This is a genomic window from Clostridia bacterium, assembly GCA_024685775.1.
Taxonomy (GTDB): Bacteria; Bacillota; Clostridia; order Christensenellales; family CAG-1252; genus CAG-1252.
Genome location: JAIKVL010000009.1, coordinates 1 through 20,093 on the forward strand (window position 1 = coordinate 1; position 20,093 = coordinate 20,093).

The following is a 20,093-nucleotide window of genomic DNA, read 5'->3' on the forward strand; positions in this document are numbered from 1 at the left end:
AACCCCGCCCGAGGTTCGCCCGACTCGGGATTTTCGCATTTTCTTTTTTTTCGAATTTTTTTATTTACCCCTCGTTTTGTCACTATTCTGTCACTATTCGAATGCTATACTGAGGTCGAAAGGCGCGGATCGAAGGCGAAAGCGACCCGATCAGCGTTTGGCAGACAGACGACGAACAGGAAAGCGACGTTTACCTTTGCTTCGATAATCTGACGGTGAAGACCGAATACGGCGCAAACGTGATGCGCGTTTCCTCCGCCGGCACCGTAAACGTCCATATTTCGTTCAACGGGGAAGTTTCGCTCTCTTCCGGGGAAGGCGCGGTCTTCTATTCGGAAGGCGGTCGGGTCAACGTCTATTTGCACCTTTCCGATGAAAACGCGGATCAGGTCAACTGGACCTTTAACGGAAACTACGGAGGAAAACTGTTTTACGCTTCGAGCGGCGAGATCCGCGTCTACTTGGGCAAGCGCGCTTGCGATCAAAGTCGATTGCGATATGGATATCTACGTCAGCAACGTAGGCACCTCGTCCATTAAAGGTTATAACCACCCCGCCTTCTCGCTCCAAACCACGAACGGACCGGCGCACACCGTCAACATCTACGTGGAAAGCGACGGCGGATTCGACTCCTTCACGTGCGGCAGGCAAAGCGGCAGTTCGCCCACCCTTTACGCGACGCCCGAGAATTGCATCGTCAATTTCTATATGAACGGCGTAAAGGTCGATTCGAACGGTCAATCCTGACCCCGCAAGAAGAAAAAATCCCGCGAATAAGCCTTACGGGCTATCAATAAAAACAATTTTACGGAGGTAAAAAAAATGAAAGAACTACTCAAAAAAGCATTCGCCGAATGCATCGGCACCTTCGTGCTCGTCTTCGTCGCTTGCGGCGTGGCGGGCGCGACGGGCGGCAGCTTGGTCGCGACCTCGCTCGCTTTCGGTCTCACCATCGTCGCGATGGCGTACTCCGTCGGCAGGATCTCGGGTTGCCACGTCAACCCCGCCGTCTCCCTCGGCTGCCTTTTGACCAAGCGCATGACCGCGGAAGAATTCGTCGTCTACGTTATGAGCCAAATCATCGGCGGTTTCCTCGGCGCGCTTCTCGTCTTCGGGATCTTCAAGATGGCGAACGTAAATCCCATCGGCGACGCTTGTAACTACGCAGTCGGATTCGGTTTGAACGGACTGACCGCGGGCGGGATCATCGGCGCGTTGATCACCGAGATTGTCCTGACGGCGATCTTCGTCTACACGATCCTGAACGTAACCGACGAAAAAGCGGGCAACGAAAAGATCGCGGGCATCGTCATCGGTCTTACCCTGACCCTCGTCCACTTGATCGGTATCAATCTCACCGGCACGTCCGTAAACCCCGCGCGCAGCATCGCGACCGCGTTCGCCGCTTTGATCTATAACGGGACGCTCGACGCGCTCGCGCAGGTTTGGATCTTTATCGTCGCGCCCCTTGCGGGAGCGGCAGCGGCTGCCCTGCTTTACAAAGGGCTCCATACCGAGAAAGCGGAATAAGAATCATTTCGGAATAAAAAGCTCCGATATTCGGACGCGTAACTCGGGGGAATTTTTGAAAAAAATTCTTCCTCCCTCCCATCCCCGAGTTGCGCTCCGTCGTCGGAGCTTTTTTAATTTTATTCTATCGAAAGCCGAGGATCCGCAAGAGCGAGCGGCGCGAGACTTCTTTTCAAGATCCCGTGAATATGGGCGATCGCAACGCCGTAATTGACGATCGGAACGCCCGCTTCGCGCGCAAAAGAAAGGCGCGCCTTCATCTCGGTTTCATTCAACATACAACCGCCGCAATGGACGATCAAAGCATATTCTTTCAAATCGGACGGAAAATCCCCGCCCGAAGTAAAGGAAAAATCAAGATCCGCTCCCGCAAAATCTCGGATCCACGAAGGCAATTTCACCGTCCCGATATCGTTACATTGGCGATGGTGCGTGCATCCTTCCGAGATCAGGACTTTATCGCCGTCCTTTAACTCGGAAAGCGCTTTCGCGCCGCCGATCAACGTTTCGAGATCGCCTTTATATCGCGCGAAGAGAATGGAAAAGGACGTCAGGGGGACGCTTTCGTCAACGATCTTCGAGACTTCTCCGAACGCTTGCGAATCGGTCACGACAAGTTTCGGGGGTTCGGAAAGCCCCGCCAGCACCCCTTTCAGCTCCGTCGGTTGGCAGCAAATCGCGGCGGCGCGAAGATCGAGCAATTCCCGAAGCGTTTGTTGCTGCGGAAGGATCAATCTTCCTTTGGGCGCCGACTCGTCCACGGGAATGACCAAGACGACGACGTCTCCCGCGGCGACGAGGTCCGCGAGGATCTTTCTCTGCCCTTTTTTCGAAAGGGCGAATTTTCCCAAAAGTTCTTTGAGTTCGGCGACGTTTTCCCCCGTCTTCGCGCTGACGTACAGTTCGTTATCTTTTAAGATCTTGCGCTCCGAAACGCAATCCGCCTTATTGTACGCCACGATAAAAGGCATTTTGCGCGCGCGGAACAAAGAAAGATAGGTTTCGTCCGCTTCGGTAAGACCGACGGCGGCGTCCGCCACGAGCACCGCGACGTCCGTTTTGCGAAGCGCGACGAGGGTCTTTTCGACGCGCAGTTCGCCGAGCGCGCCCTCATCGTCGAATCCCGGAGTGTCAATAATCGAGACGGGTCCGATCGGCAAAAGTTCCATCGCCTTTCGGACGGGATCGGTCGTCGTCCCTTTGACTTCCGAAACGATGGAAAGATTCTGCCCCGTAACGGCGTTTACGAGGCTGGACTTCCCGACGTTTCTCCGCCCGAAAAACCCGATATGGACGCGCTCCGCGGTAACCGTTTCGTTTAAGCTCATACCCTTCTCCTTAAAATCTGAAATCCCTGTGATCGGAAGTCTTGATCTCTTGAATATGCTGTTCCGTAATCGCGCGGACTCTCTCTTTCGGAATGCGATCAAGCTCCCTTTCGATCATCTTATACCCGACTTCTTTCGTCTCCGCGGACGCATAATCTTCCAAGTATTCCGACAAGGTCATAAGCGCGTTCGGATGACAGCAATTCAAGATCTGTCCGCTTTTGCAAAGGCTCATAAAGCGGTCGCCCGTTCGTCCTTCTCGATAGCAAGCGGTGCAGAAAGAGGGAACGTGACCGTTTTCCATCAGCCAACGAACGACTTCGTCCAAAGAGCGTTGATCCGAGACGTCGAATTGCTCGGTATCGTGCGGGCGCTCGTCTGCGGAATAGCCCGCATAGCCGCCTACGCTCGTTCGCGAGCCGCCGCTGACCTGCGAGATCCCGAGACGGAGAAGACGGGAACGCACTTTTTCCGTCTCGCGGGTGGAAATGATCATCCCCGTATACGGGACGGCGAGGCGAATACACGCGGTGATCTTGGCGAACGTGTCGTCGTCGATGCCTCCGTCGAACTCGTCGGGATCGATGTCGTCCGCTCTTTTTACGCGAGGGACGCTGATCGTGTGCGGACCGACGCCGTGAACGGCTTCTAAATGCTCCGCGTGCATCAAAAGCCCCGCGAATTCGTACTTATAGAGTTCCAGCCCGAACAGGACGCCCAAGCCGACGTCGTCGATGCCGCCTTCCATCGCGCGGTCCATCGCTTCGGTGTGATAGGCGTAATCGTGTTTGGGTCCGGTCGGATGCAGTTTTAAGTAGCTTTCTTTATGGTAGGTCTCTTGGAAAAGAATATAAGTTCCGATGCCCGCCTCTTTGAGTTTGCGGTAGTTTTCGACGGTAGTCGCCGCGATATTTACGTTTACGCGGCGGATATCCCCGTTTTTATGATGCACGCCGTAAATGGTTTTGATGCAGTCGAGGATATATTCGATCGGGTTATTGACGGGGTCTTCGCCCGACTCGATGGCAAGGCGCTTATGCCCCATATCCTGCAACGCGATCACTTCCGCTTTGACCTCTTCTTGGGTAAGTTTTTTGCGCGGAATGCGCTTGTTTTTGACGTGATACGGGCAGTAGACGCATCCGTTCACGCAATAATTGGAAAGGTAAAGCGGCGCGAAGATCACGATGCGGTTGCCGTAAAACGCGAGCTTGATCTCCTCCGCGATTTTTTCGATCTCGCGATTGATCTCCGGATCTTCGCAAGCAAGCAAGACGGATGCTTCGCGATGCGTTAAGCCGCGGCATTCGTAACCCGCCTTGCCCTTAACGGGGCGAGCTTTATCAAGGATCTCTCGGATCAAAGGCAGATCGTTTTTGTGTTCCTCGGCGTATGCGAGGGTGGCGCGGATCTCTTCATCGTTTATAAATTCCTCCGCGCAGAGGGATTTTTTATCGTAAACGGACATTTCGGTTTCCTCCTTATTCCATTATTTTTTTATCGCAGGGATCGCCGCGCGAAACGACGATCTTATAGCCGATCGAATCCATCCGCTTTTCAAGGCAGGCAATGCACCGAGCGGATTCTTCCCCCGTGCAGACTTTTCCGTCGTAGAGGGTATATTTCTTTTTTGCGGAGAGCGGCGACAGATTGGGCATAATGACGTTCGCGCCCGCCGAGATTCCCTTTTCCCGCCCGCGCGGATCGAGGGTGGCGAGCGCCGTCGTAGCGGGGAGAAGGACGTTCGGCAGGATCAAGCGAATGACAGACAGAAGGAAGAGGGTCAATTCCGTCGAACCGCTCGCCTTATCTCCGAAAGGCGTGTCCTTTTGCGGGATAAACGGTCCGATCCCGCACATCTCCGGGCGAAAGGTTTCCAAAAACCGAAGGTCTTTCGCGAGCGTCTCCGGCGTCTGACAGGGGGACCCGACCATAAACCCACATCCGACTTGGTAGCCGATCTCCCGCAAGTCGTACAAGCAGCGCATCCTGTTTTCAAAGGAACATTCGGCGGGATGCAGTTTCGCGTAATGTGCGGCGTCCGCAGTTTCGTGCCGCAAAAGATAGCGATCCGCGCCCGCGTCGAACAGTCTTTTGAAGCTTTGCTTTCCGCGTTCGCCGAGCGACAAGGTCACCGCGCAATCCGGGAAGCGCGCTTTGATCGAAGCGATCAACCCGCAAAGCAAGTCGTCCGTGTAAAACGGGTCTTCACCGCCTTGGAGAACGAACGTCCTGAAACCCAAGGCGTATCCGCTCTTGCAACAATCGAGGATCTCTTCCGCCGAAAGGCGATATCTCTCGCATCTTTTATTGCTTCTGCGAATGCCGCAATAGTAGCAATCGTTTTTACAATAATTTCCGATCTCGATCAGTCCGCGAATGAAAACGTCGGTCCCGTACGCGCTTTTGCGGACGGCTTCCGCCCTCTCCCGCAAATATTCCGCGGTCGATTCGGATCTTCTGCGAATGAGCTCCGCATACTCTTCGGAATCGAGGCAACGCTCCGCCGCGAGTTTTTCCGCAAGAAAGAGCGCTTCGTCTTTCATTTCGCGGACAAAGCCGACTTTACGCTGATCCCGGAGATCGACCCGATCTTCCCGGCGAGCGTCGAGATCACGTCCTGCGGCGCGTCCAGCGCGACGCAAATGATATTGATATTCTTTTCTTTATAGGGTAATCCCATCCTTCCGATAACGAATCTGCGATACTCGTGAAGGATCCCGTTGAGCTTATCCACGGATTCCGGGTCTTCCACGATAATGCTGATGACTGCGACTCTTGTTCCCATTGCTTTTTTTCCTCCGTTTTTTCCGTTCCGAATAAAAAATGCCGTACGGCAAAAAGTACGGCAATCAAAAAAATCCCTTGAATTGTCATACCTTTCGCGCAGCTTTCGCTTTGAGTCAGGAACGATGCTTTTATTCTACAAGCGAATCTTTTCTTTGTCAAGCGACTTCGCGGAGTTCGCCCTTTCGATCGCTTGAAGCGGCGAAGAAAACTGCGGCAAACCTTCGCCCTCTTTTTCTTTCCGCAAAGAGACCGCTTTCCCCCAATCAAAAGAAAAACGATCGACCGAAAAAACGATTTTCCGGTTCGTTCGAAACGCGGATCAGACGCGCGTCTTCCGTTCTTGCCTACGATTGTGAAAAAATTTTCATATTTTTTCGAAAAATCCCTTGACGGCGGGAAACGAACGTTGTACGCTATTATTGTTAGCGAACACTGTTCGCCAATTTCGAAGGAGGCGTTATGATCCGAAACAAAGACTTTCATCACGAAAAGATCCTCGAAGCCGCGACGGCTGAATTCTCGGAGTACGGGTTCGCAGACGCGTCAATGCGTCGGATCGCCGCCGCCGCGGGGATGAGCGCTTCCGGGCTTTATAAACACTTTGCGAGCAAGGAAGAAATGTTCGCCGCCATCGTGGAACCTGCCTACCTCGGGCTCGTCGGCTTATACCGCAAAGAAGAGAGCGCGCAGCGGGAGATCATCGGCGCCGGGGATTTATACAACTGGGAAGACGGCAACGACGCGAAACTCGCAATCTCCTACATTTACGATCACCGGGACGCATTTCGCCTTTTGATCTGCAAATCGCAGGGAACGAAGTTCGAATCCTTTTTGCACGACTTAGCCGCCGTCGAAGAAGAAATGACGCTCTCCTTTATGGATGAGTTGAAAAACCGAGGCGTAAAGATCAAAGAGTTCCGACTGAAAGAACTTCATCTTCTGACAACCGCGAATATAAACGCGATCTTTCAAGCGATCGAGCATGATTTTTCAAGGGAAGAGGCGATGCATTACGCCGATACTTTGGACGAATTCTTCTCGAAAGCTTGGAGCTCGTTTTTCGGCTATTAACGTCTTTCAAAACCAAATCGGGAAAGGCGTTTTATTATAAACGTAGGTTAGCCTTAGCTAACCAAGGAGGTATTTAACGATATGAGTGGGCAACTTGAAAAACCAAGCGTGAACGGCGCCAAAGATCGGCTCTTAAACGGAAGCATTATAAAAACGATGCTTTCTTTAAGCATCCCCGCGATCCTCGGCATGGTGGTCATCGGTCTGTACAACTTTATGGACGCCGTCTTCGTCGGGAGAATGGTCGGGTCGGCGGCGATGACCGCGGTAAAAGTGTCGTATCCTTTTACCCTTTTGAACAGCGGCGTTTCGACTCTGATCGGAACGGGCTCCGCTTCTCTCCTTTCCAGAGCGATCGGGAAGAAAGATCAAGAGACCGTCGACAAGATTATGGGCAACCTGATCGCGCTCGTCCTGATCTTATCCGCCGTCATCACGGCAGTCGGCTTGATCTTTACAAAACCGATGCTTATGCTGTCGGGAGCCAAAGGCGAGATCCTTTCCGAAGCGAACAGGTATTTGAAAATCGTGTTTATCGGATCGCTTTTCGTCAACTTCGCACAAGCGTCCAACATGGTGATGCGCGGTGAAGGGAAACTCAAAAAAGCGATGATGATCATGGGCTCCGGCGCGATCCTCAACATCGCTCTCGATCCCCTTCTCATTCTTGCGTTCGGAAAAGCGAACGGCATTCTCGGCGCCGCAACCGCGACGCTGACGGCGCAGGTCTTCCAAGCCGTGCTTGCCCTTCTCTATTTCCTCAAAATGAGCGATACCGTAAAGATTCATAAGATCCGCATCTTCGGTTCGATCGCGAAGCCCGTCCTCGCCGTCGGCGTCTCTGCGATGATGATGCAGGTCTTATCGATGGTCCAGCAAACCATTATGTACAACACCGCCGCGCGTTGGGGCGGCGATCAATGGCAGACCATTCTCGGCGCGGCTCTCAGCCTGCAAGCGTTTTCGTTCATTCCGCTCTGGGGCATCAGCCAAGGCTATCAGCCCGCGGTCGGGACGAACTACGGCGCAAAAGAATTCGGTCGCGTCCGCTCCTTTACCAAAGCGTTTATGGTGGCGGCAACCGTCCTTGCGGCTCTGTTTTATATTCCCATTATGGCGGCGCCCAAGGCGATGCTTTCGATGTTTATCCGCGATGCGGAAATCGCCGTCGCGGGCGCGCCGATGCTTCGCGTCTTGTTCTCCGCGTACATCACTTACGGCGTGTTGATCCTCGCCATCACCTTCTTCCAAGCAATGGGCAAAGCAGGCAACGCCGCGATCCTTACCCTTTTAAGGCAAGTGATCCTCTTCCTTCCCTTGGTGATCGCACTTCCCTACGCTTGGGGCGTAAAAGGCGTCTTCTACGCGCAGCTCATTACCGATGCGGTCGTGCTCCTGCTCGGCGTCGCCCTGCTGATCCTTGCTTTCAAGAAAATGCGCAAAGAAGAGCTGATCTTGTCGGTTGCGGAATAAAGCGGATCCTTTTATCCGATAGAAAGCGAGGCGCGCCCCGTTTGCGGTCGCGCCCCGCGAAAAAACTGCTCGTTACGGAGGTAATACTATGAACAAAAAAAATGCAAAACCGAAAAAGCGCGGAGCATTCAGTTGGGTAATGGAATTTGCGGGGAGCAAGAGAAGTCACTATATCCTCAGCGTCGTTCTTGCCGTCGCAAGCGTCATCGCCGGCTTTATGCCTTACGTTTTTGTCGCGAAGATCGTCCGAGGTCTTGTGGAAAAGACGGCGGGGCTTTCCTACTGCCTGACTCAGTGCGGGTGGATGGCGATGTTTTTCCTGCTGAATCGTCTTTTGCACACGGTGTCCACGATGACTTCGCACAAAGCCACTTTTGAAGTTCTTGCGAACATTCGCAGAAAACTGACGATAAAACTCGCGAAGATGCCGCTCGGCGACGTGCTCGCGGAGTCGTCGGGAACTTACAAAAACATCATCGTCGAGCGCGTGGATTCCATTGAAACCACCCTCGCGCATATGATCCCCGAATTCACCGCCAATCTGATCGTTCCCTTCGTGGTTTTCGGCTATATGCTTTCGATCGATTGGCGACTCGCGCTTTTATCGCTGATCACGGTCCCTGTCGGAGGTATATTCTTCGTGTTAATGCTGCGCGGGAGCGGAGAAAGCTATAAAAACACAATCGAAAAGACCAAGGCGCTCAACGATACCGCGGTGGAGTATATCGGCGGGATCGAAGTCATCAAAGCCTTCGGCAAAGCAAAAACCAGTTACGAAAAATTCGTCACCGCCGCCAAAGAAGGCGCCGATTGCTTTATCGATTGGATGCGCAAATGTAATGTGTATCAAAACGCGGCGATGGTTTTAATGCCTGCGACGCTCCTTTCGCTTTTGCCTTTCGGGATTTCGTTCTTTATGAAAGGATCCGTCAGCGCGCCCGATCTTCTGATGCTCATCATTTTGTCCTTGGGCTTGATCTCGCCTTTTATCATCGCGACGAGCTATTTGGATGAGATCTCCAAAGCGGGAACGATCATCGGAGAAGTTACCGCCATTTTGGAAAAGAAGGAGCTCGTTCGCCCCGATACGCTTACCGAAGAACCTCACGGCGCGGAAATTCGCCTGAACGACGTCCGCTTCGCTTATGAAGAAAAGGAAGTCTTACACGGGATCGATCTTACGATCAAAGAAGGAACCGTCAACGCTTTGGTAGGCCCTTCCGGCTCGGGCAAATCCACGATCGCGAAATTGATCGCGTCTTTCTGGGACGTGGACGGCGGAAGCATCACCTTCGGCGGCGTGGATATCAAAAAGATCCCGTTGGACGATTATCAGAAAAAGATCGCTTACGTTTCGCAAGACAACTACTTATTCGATATGACGATCATGGAGAATATTCGGTTGGGCGATCCGAAAGCGACCGACGAACAAGTGATGGACGCCGCGAAGAAATGCGGATGCCACGACTTTATTATGGGGCTTGAAAACGGCTATCAAACCGTTTGCGGCGGGTCGGGAAGTCACCTTTCCGGCGGAGAACGACAACGCATCTCCATTGCTCGCGCGATGCTGAAAAACGCTCCCGTCATCATTTTGGACGAAGCGACGGCGTATACCGATCCCGAAAACGAAGCGTTGGTCCAGCGCAGCGTCGCGAAATTGGTACGGGGAAAGACCCTTTTGGTCATCGCGCACAGGCTTTCCACCATTGCATCCGCCGATCAGATCATTTTGATAAAGGACGGTCGCTTGGAAGCGAGCGGTAAGCAGGAAGAGCTGCTTGAAAAGAGCGAACTGTATCGCAAAATGTGGAATGCTCACGTTGCGTCGAAGGAGGAAGAAAGCAATGTTTAAGACCTTAAAACTATTCTTTGATTTTTGCGGAAAAGAAGATCGAAACAAACTTTACGCGGCGGTCGTCTTAGGCGTGATAAAATCCGTCTTCGCCGCGCTCCGCATTACCGCGATCGCCGTCGCCGCAAAGGGCTTGATCGACGGAAACGTGACGATGACGCATTTATGGCTGTGCGTCGGCATAATGCTGGTTTCGATCGCGGGACAGTTCTTTATCGGGTTGAAGACGACGATGCTTCAATGCGAAGGCGGATATCATTCCTGCGCTCACAAACGGATCGAGATCGCCGAGCACCTTCGTTACTTGCCGATGGGATTCTTTAACAAGAACTCCTTGGGCGTCATCACCAACGTCACCACCAACACGATGGAATCCCTCGCCGACGTTGCGGCGCGCATCGTGATGGTCACGACGCAGGGGATCCTGACGACCGCGGTCATTACCGTCTTCGTCTACGTCTTCGATTGGCGTATCGGATTGGTTTTAACGGCGGGCATTGCGCTTTATATCCTCTTCAACGCGATCATGCAGCGGTCCACACGCCCCGTCGCGCCGAGAAAGCATCGCGCGGACGAAAATCTCGTGGCGCAGACGATCGAATACGTTCAGGGCATTTCCGAAGTGAAGAACTATTCCATGACCGCAGACGCCGCCAAAAAACTCGACGCCGCGATCTCGGAAAAGCAAAAAGTGGATACCCGTATGGAATTTACGGTCGTTCCGTGGGTAATGGTGCAAAACATCGTCACGAAAATGACCGGCGTAGCGATGTGTATGCTGAGCTTAAAGTGGTATTTCGCGGGTTCGATGCAGCTTTTGTACTGCATTATGATGATGGTCTCCTCCGTTATGGTTTACGACAGCTTGGATTCCATGAGCGCGTTCTCCGCGCTGATCAGAACTATTCGCATCGCCGTCACCAAGACCAAAGAGATCTTGGATATGCCCGCGATGGATATCGACGGAGAAGACGTCTCGCCGAAAAAGAAGACCATCGAACTCAAAAACGTCGGATTCTCTTACGACAAAAAGAAGATCATCGACGGAGTGAGCCTTACCATCCCGGAGAAGACCACGACCGCTTTCGTCGGGCCGTCCGGAAGCGGAAAGACCACGTTATGCCACTTAATGGCTCGGTTTTGGGACGTTCAAGAAGGCGAAGTCCTCTTAGGCGGAAAGAACGTAAAAGAGTACAGTTTCGATTCCTTAATGAAAAATTTCAGCTTCGTGTTCCAAAACGTTTATCTCTTTGAAGATACCGTCGCGAACAACATCCGCTTCGGCGACCCGGAAGCTTCTATGGACCGAGTGATCGAAGCGGCGAAGAAAGCAAAATGTCACGAATTCATCCTGTCGCTTCCCGAAGGATACGACACGGTCATCGGCGAAGGAGGCGCAAGTCTCTCGGGCGGTGAAAAACAGCGCATTTCCATTGCCCGCGCCATTATGAAAGACGCGCCGATCATCATTTTGGACGAAGCGACCGCAAACGTGGATCCCGAAAACGAGGCGGAGCTGACGGCTGCGATCGAAGCGCTGACCAAGGAAAAGACCATCATTATGATCGCCCATCGCTTAAAGACCGTTCGGAATGCCGATCAGATCTTTGTGATCGACGACGGAAAGATCGCGCAACAAGGCACGCACGAGCAACTTATAAAAGAAGAAGGCATTTACAAAAACTTCGTCGTCGGACGCCGCGAAGCGGCTTCTTGGAAGATCGCTTCGGACGCGTAAGGGGCAATCCCGAGGAAAACCGAAACAACAGAGACGCAGCCGAGCGCGGGTTGCGTCTCTTTTTCGAAAGAAGCGGATTCCGCTCTGCTTATCGAAGGGAGCTCGCCTTCCGATATTGACTGTAAAATAAAAAAATGGTACAATAACGTCATAGTCGCGAAGAAATCGGAACTTCCTTTTCGGAGGCTCCGACGGGCGAAGGTTTTGATAACGGAGAGGAATCATGGGCGGGACGGAAAGCCAAGAAATGTACTTGAAATCCATTTACACGATCGAGCAAAGAAAAGGTGTCGTTCGTAAGATCGATATCGCGGAAGAGTTGGGTCTTTCCAAACCCAGCGTTAAAGGCGCCGTCGATCGTTTGATCGCGGCGGGAGAAGCCGAAACCGACGAGCGCAACAACGTCTTTTTAACGGAATCGGGGCGAAAGCACGCCGAACGCATCGTAAAACGCTACGACGCTTTTCTCGAAATGCTTACGAATATGGATATTCCCCGCGAAAAAGCAAAAGACGCGGCTTGCAAGTTGGAACACGCCATCGACGACGATATTTTCGATTACATCGAGGATTGGTTGAAGAAAAACCGCAGAGCGGAATGACAGAGAAGAAAAAGTTATGAAAAACGTTGTTTTGATCGGGATGCCCGGAAGCGGCAAAAGCACGAGCGGCGTACTTGCGGCGAAGGCTTTATGTATGGACTTCGTCGATACCGATCTCGTGATCCAGCAAAACGAGAAAATGCCCCTTCAAGCCATAATCAACACTAAGGGAAACGAATCTTTCGCCGCGGCGGAAGAATCCGCCGTCTGCGGGCTGAACGTTCGGAACGCGGTGATCGCGACGGGCGGCAGCGTCGTCTATTCCGAAAAAGCGATGACGCATTTGAAAGAAAACGCCGTCGTCCTCTATCTTCGAATTTCCTTTGAAACGATGATGAAGCGCATCGCCGATATGCATAGTCGCGGCATTCTTTTGAAAGACGGAGAAACCGTCCGAGCGATGTACGACGAGAGAATTTCTCTCTACGAAAAATACGCCGACAAGATCCTCGATTGCGACGGGAAAGACGTCGAAACGACCGTTTCCGAGATCGTTGCGATTTTGGCGGAGAAATAAAAAACGATCGATTTCATTCGATCTTGGTTTTTTCGAAGTTACGACACGGGAAACGCGAAACAACGTATGGCAATAAACGCATTCCCGAAGGACAGATCAAAATGCTGAAAAACTTTTTGTGTGCCGGATCCTAACCCAAGAGCTGTATCATTGATCGTGACTGCAATGAAATCCGGATGAGTGAAAAAAGGAACCGCCGCAAAGAGCGATTCCTTTTTTACGTTAAATTTTAAGAGCGGCGTTGCGTTACGCAAAGTTTATCGTTTTCGACGTCCACGACCAACGTCGTCTCGGGGGCGACGTCTTCGCCGATAATGGCGCGGGCAAGCAGCGTCTCGACCTTGCTTTGCAAGTAACGTTTCAGCGGTCTGGCGCCATAGATGGGATCATAGCCTTCGCGGATGATCTTATCTTTGGCGGCGGGAGTGATCTCCACGTCCAGTTGCTTTTCGCTCAAACGACGTTTGAGATCGGAGATCAAAAGATCCACGATACCGTCGATATTGTCGCGCGTCAGCGGTTTGTAGAAGACGATCTCGTCCAAACGATTCAGGAACTCGGGGCGGAAACTGCGTTTGAGCAATCCGCTGACGGATTCACGAGCTTCCGAAGAAATTTCACCCGATTGGTCTATGCCGTCGAGGATGACGTCCGATCCGAGGTTGCTGGTCAAGATCAAGATCGTGTTTTTGAAATCCACCGTGCGTCCTTGGCTATCGGTGATGCGCCCGTCGTCCAAGACTTGCAGAAGCACGTTGAAGACGTCGGGATGCGCTTTTTCCACTTCGTCGAACAGCACCACAGAATAAGGTTTGCGGCGCACGGCTTCCGTCAGCTGTCCGCCCTCATCGTAGCCTACGTAGCCCGGAGGCGCGCCGATCAGACGAGAGACCGAATACTTTTCCATATACTCACTCATATCAATACGGATCAAGTTGTGTTCGTCATCAAAAAGGGTGGCTGCCAGCGCTTTTGCAAGCTCGGTCTTACCGACGCCGGTGGGACCCAAGAACAGGAACGATCCGATCGGGCGGCGGGGATCTTGGATGCCGGCACGGGAACGCAGAATAGCGTCCGCGACCTTACTAACGGCTTCGTCCTGCCCTATTACGCGCTGATGCAACGCTTCGTCCAAGTGGAGCAGTTTATCACGTTCCCCTTCCATCAGTTTAGCGACGGGGATCCCCGTCCAACGAGCGACGATGCGGGCGATCTCTTCCTCCGTGACTCTGTCGTGCAAGAGAGAATTCGTGCTGTGCTCGGCTTTTTCCTCTTCTTCCGTCAATTCCTTTTGAAGCGCGGGCAAACGTCCGTATTTCAGTTCGGCGGCTTTGCCGAGATCGTATTCATCCTGCGCCTTATCGATCGCCGCGCGCACCCGCTCGATCTCCTCACGCAAGGATTGCACTTTGCCGATCGCTTGCTTTTCATTGTCCCATTTTGCTTTCATACCCGCAAATCGCTCACGATCGTTGGCGAGTTCTTCACGGATCTGTTTGAGGTGCTCCTGAGAGAGTTTATCCGTCTCTTTGGAAAGAGCGGCTTCCTCGATTTCCAGTTGCATGATCTTTCGAGCCAAGCTATCCATCTCGGCGGGCATACTGTCGATTTCGGTCTTGATCAAAGCGCACGCTTCATCGACGAGGTCAATCGCCTTGTCGGGGAGAAAACGATCGGAGATATAGCGGTGAGATAAAGTCGCCGCGGCGATCAAAGCTTGATCTTGGATCTTTACGCCGTGATAGACTTCGTAACGTTCTTTCAGTCCGCGAAGAATGGAAATCGTGTCTTCTACGCTCGGCTCTCCGACCATAACCGGCTGAAAACGCCTTTCGAGCGCGGGATCCTTTTCCACGTATTTTCGATACTCGTTCAAAGTCGTCGCGCCGATACAATGCAACTCCCCTCGCGCAAGCATCGGTTTGAGAAGGTTGCCCGCGTCCATCGCCCCATCCGATTTGCCTGCGCCTACGATGGTGTGCAATTCATCGATAAACAGGATGATATTTCCGTCCGAAGACTTCACTTCGTTCAAGACGGCTTTCAGCCTTTCCTCGAATTCGCCGCGGAACTTCGCGCCTGCGACAAGCGCGCCCATATCAAGAGAAAAGAGTTTTCGTCCCTTCAAATTATCCGGCACGTCACCTTTTACGATACGCAGGGCGAGTCCTTCCGCGATGGCGGTCTTACCGACGCCCGGCTCACCGATCAAACACGGATTGTTCTTGGTCTTTCGCGACAGGATACGGATCACGTTACGGATCTCGTCGTCACGACCGATCACGGGATCCAGTTTCTGTTGCTTTGCCAGTTCCACCAGATCTTGCCCGTATTTTTGCAAAACGTCGTAGGTTTCTTCCGGGTTATCTCCCTGCACGCGGGCATTGCCGCGCACCTCTTTGAGAACTCGCAAGAATTCGTTTACGGTCAACCCGATCTCACCGAATATCTTCTTGACGTCGGCTTGCGCGGAGTCGATAAGCCCCAATACGAGGTGCTCAACCGATACGTAGTCGTCTTTCATCGTTTGCGCGCGTGATTCCGCGGCAGTGAGGGCGGCGTTCAACGCAGAGGTCAGATAGATCCGTTCGGGATCGTAAGACCCCGTTATGCGAGGCAATTTTTCAAGTTCGCCGCGCACTTTGTCCGCAGTGTCTTCCGTAGAGAGATTCATCTTGCGCCATAATTCGGGGATCAAACCTTCTTTGTCATCCAGAAGGGCAAGTAACAAGTGTTCTTGTCCGATTGCTTGGTGGTGGCGCTCTACGCCGATGTCGTGTGCGGTGGTGAGCGCTTCGATACTTTTTTGCGTCAATTTTTGCATATTCATAGCTCTTTCACCATACCCCCGTCAGGGGGCTCCTTTTTTAAGATTAAAACAGGAGATTTGCGTCGGCGTAAGTCTTTTCCACGTTTGCTTCCGCAATCTCGGGTCGGTCCGAATAACAGAAGAAAGTTTTCAGCGCGTGATCGAATGCGTCGACGTAAGCAGAGATACCGTCCGCAACGATCTCGCTGTCTAACGTCTCGCTTACGAAACGCTTTACGAGTCGCCCGTCCGTTACCGTGGCGACGCTGTCGGGATGATGCGCTTTCTCGATCTCGATCCACAGTTTGAAAAACCGCATTACGAGCAAAGAGAGCGTGGCGCTTTGGGTGCGCATGGAGACTTTCAATTCGCCGACGGCGACCTGCGGCATGCGATACAGCTCAACTTGATATCGAACGGTCGGGTTGTATTTATAGCTGAGCGCGCTGCGCAGGGTCAGCATCGTGGGCGACGCGTTCTCCAAGGGTTGAAAGGCGCTGCCGAGCAAAGCTTGCATACGATCGAACACGTTTTGCATCCTCATCTCCGGAGTCTCGTATGAAACGTATTCCGCCAAGATCTGATTGATAAGGTTGGAGCGGTTCGTGTGGCGTTCATACGCTAAGCGATCAACCGCAGCGATTACGTTTTCGGATAGGACCAAGGAATAGACGTTCTTTTTCATTGCAGAGCCTCCCGTTTTTCGCCATTATTGTATGACGAAATAAATAATTTGTCAAGCGGTTTATATAAATTCGTTTACAAGTTTTTGAAACGAAGAAAGAAAAAAATGAAGAGGATATAATAAAATCATATCCTCCTTTTGCATTTTTATTGCGTTTTTGCGTATCTGCATTCGCGGTTGGAATCGCCGCAAATTCGCGCGATTACCTATTATCGATCAAGAATGCGCGTTATCGTACAGTTTTTGAATATCCGGCGGCAATTTATCCGGAAGCATTGCGTTCAATCGATCTTCATTCCCGTCACGGATAGCGGTCTCATAGTACCAGCATTTGAATTTCAGCATATCGAGCGTTTTTTGAAGCCGCACCATCTCCGCCTCTACGGTTTGCTTTCTCCCCTCAAACAAGGCTTTGCGGTCGGGATAGGTCGAAGCGCCTTCGACGCACCAACCCATAAATTGCTTGATGTCCTTGATTTCAAGCCCGGACAATTTCAGGCATTCGATGATCCGAAGCGCTTCCAATTCCCTTTCGCCGAATTTTCGGATTCCGGATTGACGCTCCATCCCGGGAAACAGCCCTTCTTTGTCATAGTAGCGCAGCGTAGAAATGGGCAGACAGAACATTTCGGATACTTGACCGATCGTATACATATAAAAATTTACCTCTTTTTTTCTCAAAACCCTTGACATAAAGTTAGGTTTAGGAATTACGATACTATTGTACCACCTAAATCCCGAATAAATCAACCCGAAAACGGAGGATATTTTTATGATAAAGACAGAAAAATTAAATCTCGGAACCGAGTGGGATAAGACCTATCCGCGAGACGAAAGAGTAAATCATACCAAAATTACGTTTGTAAATCGCTACGGAATCCCATTGGCGGCAGATATGTTCCTACCGAAAAACGCAAGCGGGAAATTGCCCGCCATCGCCGTGTCGGGTCCGTTCGGCGCGGTAAAGGAACAAGTTTCCGGCAGATATGCGCAGGAAATGGCGGCAAGAGGATTTATAACGATCGCTTTCGATCCTTCTTTCACGGGAGAAAGCGGCGGAGAGCCGAGGTTTATGGCTTCGCCCGACATCAACACGGAAGACTTTCAAGCGGCGGTCGATCACCTTTCCGTTCAGGACACGGTCGACCCCGAACGCATCGGCATTATCGGCATCTGCGGTTGGGGCGGCATAGCGCTCAACGCAGCGGCGATAGACACGCGTATCAAAGCGACCGTCACTTCCACGATGTACGATATGGCACGCATAAACGCGAACGAGTACTACGACAGCGAAAACAGCGAGGAAGCCCGTCATGCGAAAAAGAAAGCGCTCAACGCGCAGCGCACCGAGGATTACGCAAACGGCGCGTATAAACTTGCCGGAGGGCTCCCTACCCCCGAACAGCTCGCGGAGGATGCGCCTCAATTCTTAAAAGATTACGTCGCGTATTATAAAACGCCGCTCGGCTATCACAAACGTTCCGTCGGCGGCAACGGCGGGTGGAACGTTACGGGCTGTATCAGCTTTATCAATCAACCGATTTTGAGATATTCAAACGAAATCAGAAGCGCGGTATTGATGATCCACGGAGAAAAGGCGCACAGCCTTTATTTCAGCAAGGACGCATTTACCGCGATGACCGAAGGGAACAAATACGCAGACAACAAAGAACTGATGATCATTCCCAACGCGGTACATACCGACCTTTATTACAAAACGGACGTGATCCCTTTTGATAAGATCGAATTATTTTTCAAAACGTATTTGAAGTAGATATGATTCAATTAAAACGAGTTCTCGCAACGATACTGTTCGGCATTATAACAGTCGTTTTTGCCGCTTGCGGGGCGGCGACGAATCAAAACGATCCGCCGTCGAATCAACAAACCCAACCGACTGCCGAAACTACGCAAACGAATTCGGATGGTACTTTATTTTCAAAGTAGCATTTCTGATCTGTTGAATAATCATACTCACCCTCACATATTTGTCAGTGGGTATAGTCCAGCAATCGGACCTTATCTCCAAGATCCTTTTCGATGATTTCTTTCATCTTTTTTGCAAATGGACATGGATATCCGATGGGAGTTCCCTTTTGAATACATGAGGCAAATGCAATCGTATCGGCACCTCGTTCCACTAATTTTCTCGCCCTAAGCACCGATTTCTTAGCAGGGCATCCTCCACAATTGCAGAAGCCGACAAGCTCTATATCCTCATTTATTCCTTCAAAGACACCTTTGCGTTCTTTGATCATCTTAAAATCTGTCGTTCCGGGACAGTAATCCTCTGTCTGCATACACCTTATAATTCCAAGTTTCATTTGAATTTACCTCCTGTTATCGGTTCGTTCCATTGCAGGGTCTTGAAATGCCTGAAAATCATTTGTTTTAAATCAATCCGTAAACGATGATCCCGGCAACAGCTGAGATCCCGATCAGCCCGATCGGTGACAATCCCTTATTGGTGATCTTTGAAGATCCGAAATAGATTGCCGCCAGAACCGCCGTCATGATGATTGCGGTCAGATCGGCAGAAGCATCCGTAAAACTGCCGATGCAGTGCTGCATGATCATGAATATGCCTGTCGCCAGGATGATTCCGATGATGCAGGGCCTAAGACCTTTGAGAACTGCCTGAACATAAGCGTCCCTCACAGATCTCCGATCAATTGTGTCCGGCGCAGTGATGTTCACCGCAGTGATCATGCCCGCAGTCGCCGTCATGGTCATGTCCGTGGTGGTCACAATGGGCATCAGGATCGTATTCGAGCGTTCCCTCCGCGAGAGCCTTAGCGGCTGTGTCTGCAGGTCCCTGCACACCGGCATAGAGTTTGATTCCGGCATCCGCGAGAGCGTTCTGTGCACCCATACCAATGCCGCCGCAAATCAGTGCTTCAACCTTTGCCGCCTGCAGAAATCCGGCGAGAGCGCCGTGACCGCTGCCGTTTGTATCAACGATCTGCTCGTTTACGATCTTTCCGTCTTCAACATCACAGAGCTTGAACTTCTCCGTGTGTCCGAAATGCTGAAAAACCTCTCCATTTTCATAAGTTACTGCGATTCTCATTGTATTACTTCCTTTCTCCATAATTTCTTGCTGGATTTCCACCGGCTCAAATTTACAACATCCCCCTGTGATCAATAGCTGTTTTCCATGAACAAGAGCATCCGCGACCTTCTTTCTCGCGCTATCATAAATTGCCGTGACTGTGGTACGGGCAATATTCATTCTGGAAGCACATGCTTCCTGAGTGAGTCCTTCATCATCTAGAAGGCGCAGCGCCTCAAACTCATCTACCGTCATCTGAACACTCTCGTCAGCTGTTATATCATCAGGTGAGAAGCTACGATAAACCGGCAGCCGCTCTATTCTACGACATCTTATAGGTCTTGGCATAAGCCCTCCTTTCTGACATATGTCAAAAACTATTATATGTGTATTTATGACATAAGTCAATAACTTGCCGTAAAAAAACGGGTCATCCCCAACTTTATATGAAGGATCGAACGAGCCCTCCGAGCCCCAAAAACGAGCCCTCGCTATTATGCCGCCGCTACCCGTATCAAAGACGTAGTGCAGTTTTCAAACAAGCGAAGAGGGACAAGCGTTTCCGTTCGTGGATCTTCCAGCACAGGACCGAACTATGGGAAAGCGTATACGCCGATATGGTTTTGGAAGCATACAAGACGGGG

20 protein-coding genes are annotated in these 20,093 nt (G+C 51.6%); 10 read left to right on the forward strand and 10 right to left on the reverse strand.

The features are described 5' to 3' along the window. The first annotated feature begins 215 nt into the window (after positions 1-215). From K5753_02320 to K5753_02330, 3 genes are all read left to right on the forward strand, one after another. Positions 216-539 carry a hypothetical protein gene (locus K5753_02320; GenBank protein ID MCR4726036.1) on the forward strand — a complete coding sequence of 108 codons (324 nt, stop codon included), beginning with the start codon at positions 216-218 and terminating at the stop codon, positions 537-539. Next, positions 499-747: a hypothetical protein gene (locus K5753_02325; GenBank protein ID MCR4726037.1), complete on the forward strand. Its 249-nt coding sequence runs from the start codon at positions 499-501 to the stop codon at positions 745-747. Before K5753_02320 ends, K5753_02325 begins: the two co-directional genes overlap by 41 nt. Before the next feature lie 75 nt (positions 748-822). Next, positions 823-1,530, forward strand: coding sequence for an aquaporin (locus K5753_02330; protein MCR4726038.1), 708 nt, complete (start codon positions 823-825; stop codon positions 1,528-1,530). Between the two features lie 119 nt (positions 1,531-1,649). Here K5753_02330 and hydF read toward each other — a convergent pair whose 3' ends face one another. Genes hydF through K5753_02350 form a run of 4 tightly spaced genes read right to left on the reverse strand, consistent with a single transcriptional unit; the run spans position 1,650 to position 5,646 of the window. Continuing rightward, on the reverse strand, positions 1,650-2,858 hold the full coding sequence (hydF, locus tag K5753_02335) for a [FeFe] hydrogenase H-cluster maturation GTPase HydF (protein ID MCR4726039.1): 1,209 nt from the start codon (positions 2,856-2,858) through the stop codon (positions 1,650-1,652). Between the two features lie 10 nt (positions 2,859-2,868). After that, positions 2,869-4,326, reverse strand: coding sequence for a [FeFe] hydrogenase H-cluster radical SAM maturase HydG (gene hydG / locus K5753_02340; GenBank protein MCR4726040.1), 1,458 nt, complete (start codon positions 4,324-4,326; stop codon positions 2,869-2,871). A gap of 13 nt (positions 4,327-4,339) precedes the next feature. Further along, positions 4,340-5,404 (reverse strand): [FeFe] hydrogenase H-cluster radical SAM maturase HydE, encoded by a 1,065-nt coding sequence (gene hydE, locus K5753_02345; protein ID MCR4726041.1) that lies wholly within the window; start codon positions 5,402-5,404, stop codon positions 4,340-4,342. Beyond that, positions 5,401-5,646 carry an iron-only hydrogenase system regulator gene (locus K5753_02350; GenBank protein ID MCR4726042.1) on the reverse strand — a complete coding sequence of 82 codons (246 nt, stop codon included), beginning with the start codon at positions 5,644-5,646 and terminating at the stop codon, positions 5,401-5,403. The genes hydE and K5753_02350 overlap by 4 nt, the downstream gene beginning before the upstream one ends. A gap of 461 nt (positions 5,647-6,107) precedes the next feature. Here K5753_02350 and K5753_02355 point away from each other — a divergent pair, with 461 nt between their 5' ends. From K5753_02355 to K5753_02380, 6 genes are all read left to right on the forward strand, one after another. After that, complete coding sequence (locus K5753_02355) at positions 6,108-6,719, forward strand: TetR/AcrR family transcriptional regulator (protein ID MCR4726043.1); 612 nt, start codon at positions 6,108-6,110, stop codon at positions 6,717-6,719. Positions 6,720-6,800: 81 nt separating this feature from the next. Beyond that, positions 6,801-8,192, forward strand: a complete 1,392-nt coding sequence (locus K5753_02360) for an MATE family efflux transporter (GenBank protein MCR4726044.1) — start codon at positions 6,801-6,803, stop codon at positions 8,190-8,192. An 88-nt stretch (positions 8,193-8,280) separates the two neighbouring features. After that, positions 8,281-10,047 (forward strand): ABC transporter ATP-binding protein/permease, encoded by a 1,767-nt coding sequence (locus tag K5753_02365; protein MCR4726045.1) that lies wholly within the window; start codon positions 8,281-8,283, stop codon positions 10,045-10,047. Beyond that, positions 10,040-11,785: an ABC transporter ATP-binding protein/permease gene (locus K5753_02370; protein MCR4726046.1), complete on the forward strand. Its 1,746-nt coding sequence runs from the start codon at positions 10,040-10,042 to the stop codon at positions 11,783-11,785. Before K5753_02365 ends, K5753_02370 begins: the two co-directional genes overlap by 8 nt. A 223-nt stretch (positions 11,786-12,008) precedes the next feature. Beyond that, positions 12,009-12,386 carry a metal-dependent transcriptional regulator gene (locus K5753_02375; protein MCR4726047.1) on the forward strand — a complete coding sequence of 126 codons (378 nt, stop codon included), beginning with the start codon at positions 12,009-12,011 and terminating at the stop codon, positions 12,384-12,386. A 16-nt stretch (positions 12,387-12,402) separates the two neighbouring features. Then, the gene (locus K5753_02380; GenBank protein MCR4726048.1) at positions 12,403-12,903 is read left to right on the forward strand and encodes a shikimate kinase; all 501 of its coding nucleotides are present in this window, start codon (positions 12,403-12,405) and stop codon (positions 12,901-12,903) included. 229 nt (positions 12,904-13,132) lie between these two features. Here the strand turns inward: K5753_02380 and clpB are convergent, their stop codons facing one another. The 3 genes from clpB to K5753_02395 all read right to left on the reverse strand — a co-directional run bounded on the left by clpB (position 13,133) and on the right by K5753_02395 (position 17,051). Continuing rightward, positions 13,133-15,733 carry an ATP-dependent chaperone ClpB gene (clpB, locus tag K5753_02385; GenBank protein MCR4726049.1) on the reverse strand — a complete coding sequence of 867 codons (2,601 nt, stop codon included), beginning with the start codon at positions 15,731-15,733 and terminating at the stop codon, positions 13,133-13,135. Between the two features lie 43 nt (positions 15,734-15,776). Beyond that, complete coding sequence (locus K5753_02390) at positions 15,777-16,397, reverse strand: hypothetical protein (GenBank protein MCR4726050.1); 621 nt, start codon at positions 16,395-16,397, stop codon at positions 15,777-15,779. 216 nt (positions 16,398-16,613) lie between these two features. Further along, a complete protein-coding gene (locus K5753_02395) occupies positions 16,614-17,051 on the reverse strand; it encodes a MerR family transcriptional regulator (protein MCR4726051.1) in 438 nt (145 codons plus the stop codon). Between the two features lie 118 nt (positions 17,052-17,169). Between K5753_02395 and K5753_02400 the strand changes: the two genes are divergently transcribed. Then, entirely contained in the window at positions 17,170-18,171 is a 1,002-nt protein-coding gene (locus tag K5753_02400) for an alpha/beta hydrolase (GenBank protein ID MCR4726052.1), read from the forward strand. 217 nt (positions 18,172-18,388) lie between these two features. Here the strand turns inward: K5753_02400 and K5753_02405 are convergent, their stop codons facing one another. The 3 genes from K5753_02405 to K5753_02415 form a co-directional block, all read right to left on the reverse strand. Continuing rightward, positions 18,389-18,721, reverse strand: coding sequence for a CGGC domain-containing protein (locus tag K5753_02405; protein ID MCR4726053.1), 333 nt, complete (start codon positions 18,719-18,721; stop codon positions 18,389-18,391). Positions 18,722-18,788: 67 nt separating this feature from the next. Then, positions 18,789-18,968: a hypothetical protein gene (locus tag K5753_02410; GenBank protein MCR4726054.1), complete on the reverse strand. Its 180-nt coding sequence runs from the start codon at positions 18,966-18,968 to the stop codon at positions 18,789-18,791. A 97-nt stretch (positions 18,969-19,065) separates the two neighbouring features. Beyond that, positions 19,066-19,797, reverse strand: coding sequence for a DUF134 domain-containing protein (locus K5753_02415; GenBank protein MCR4726055.1), 732 nt, complete (start codon positions 19,795-19,797; stop codon positions 19,066-19,068). Positions 19,798-20,093 lie beyond the last annotated feature (296 nt).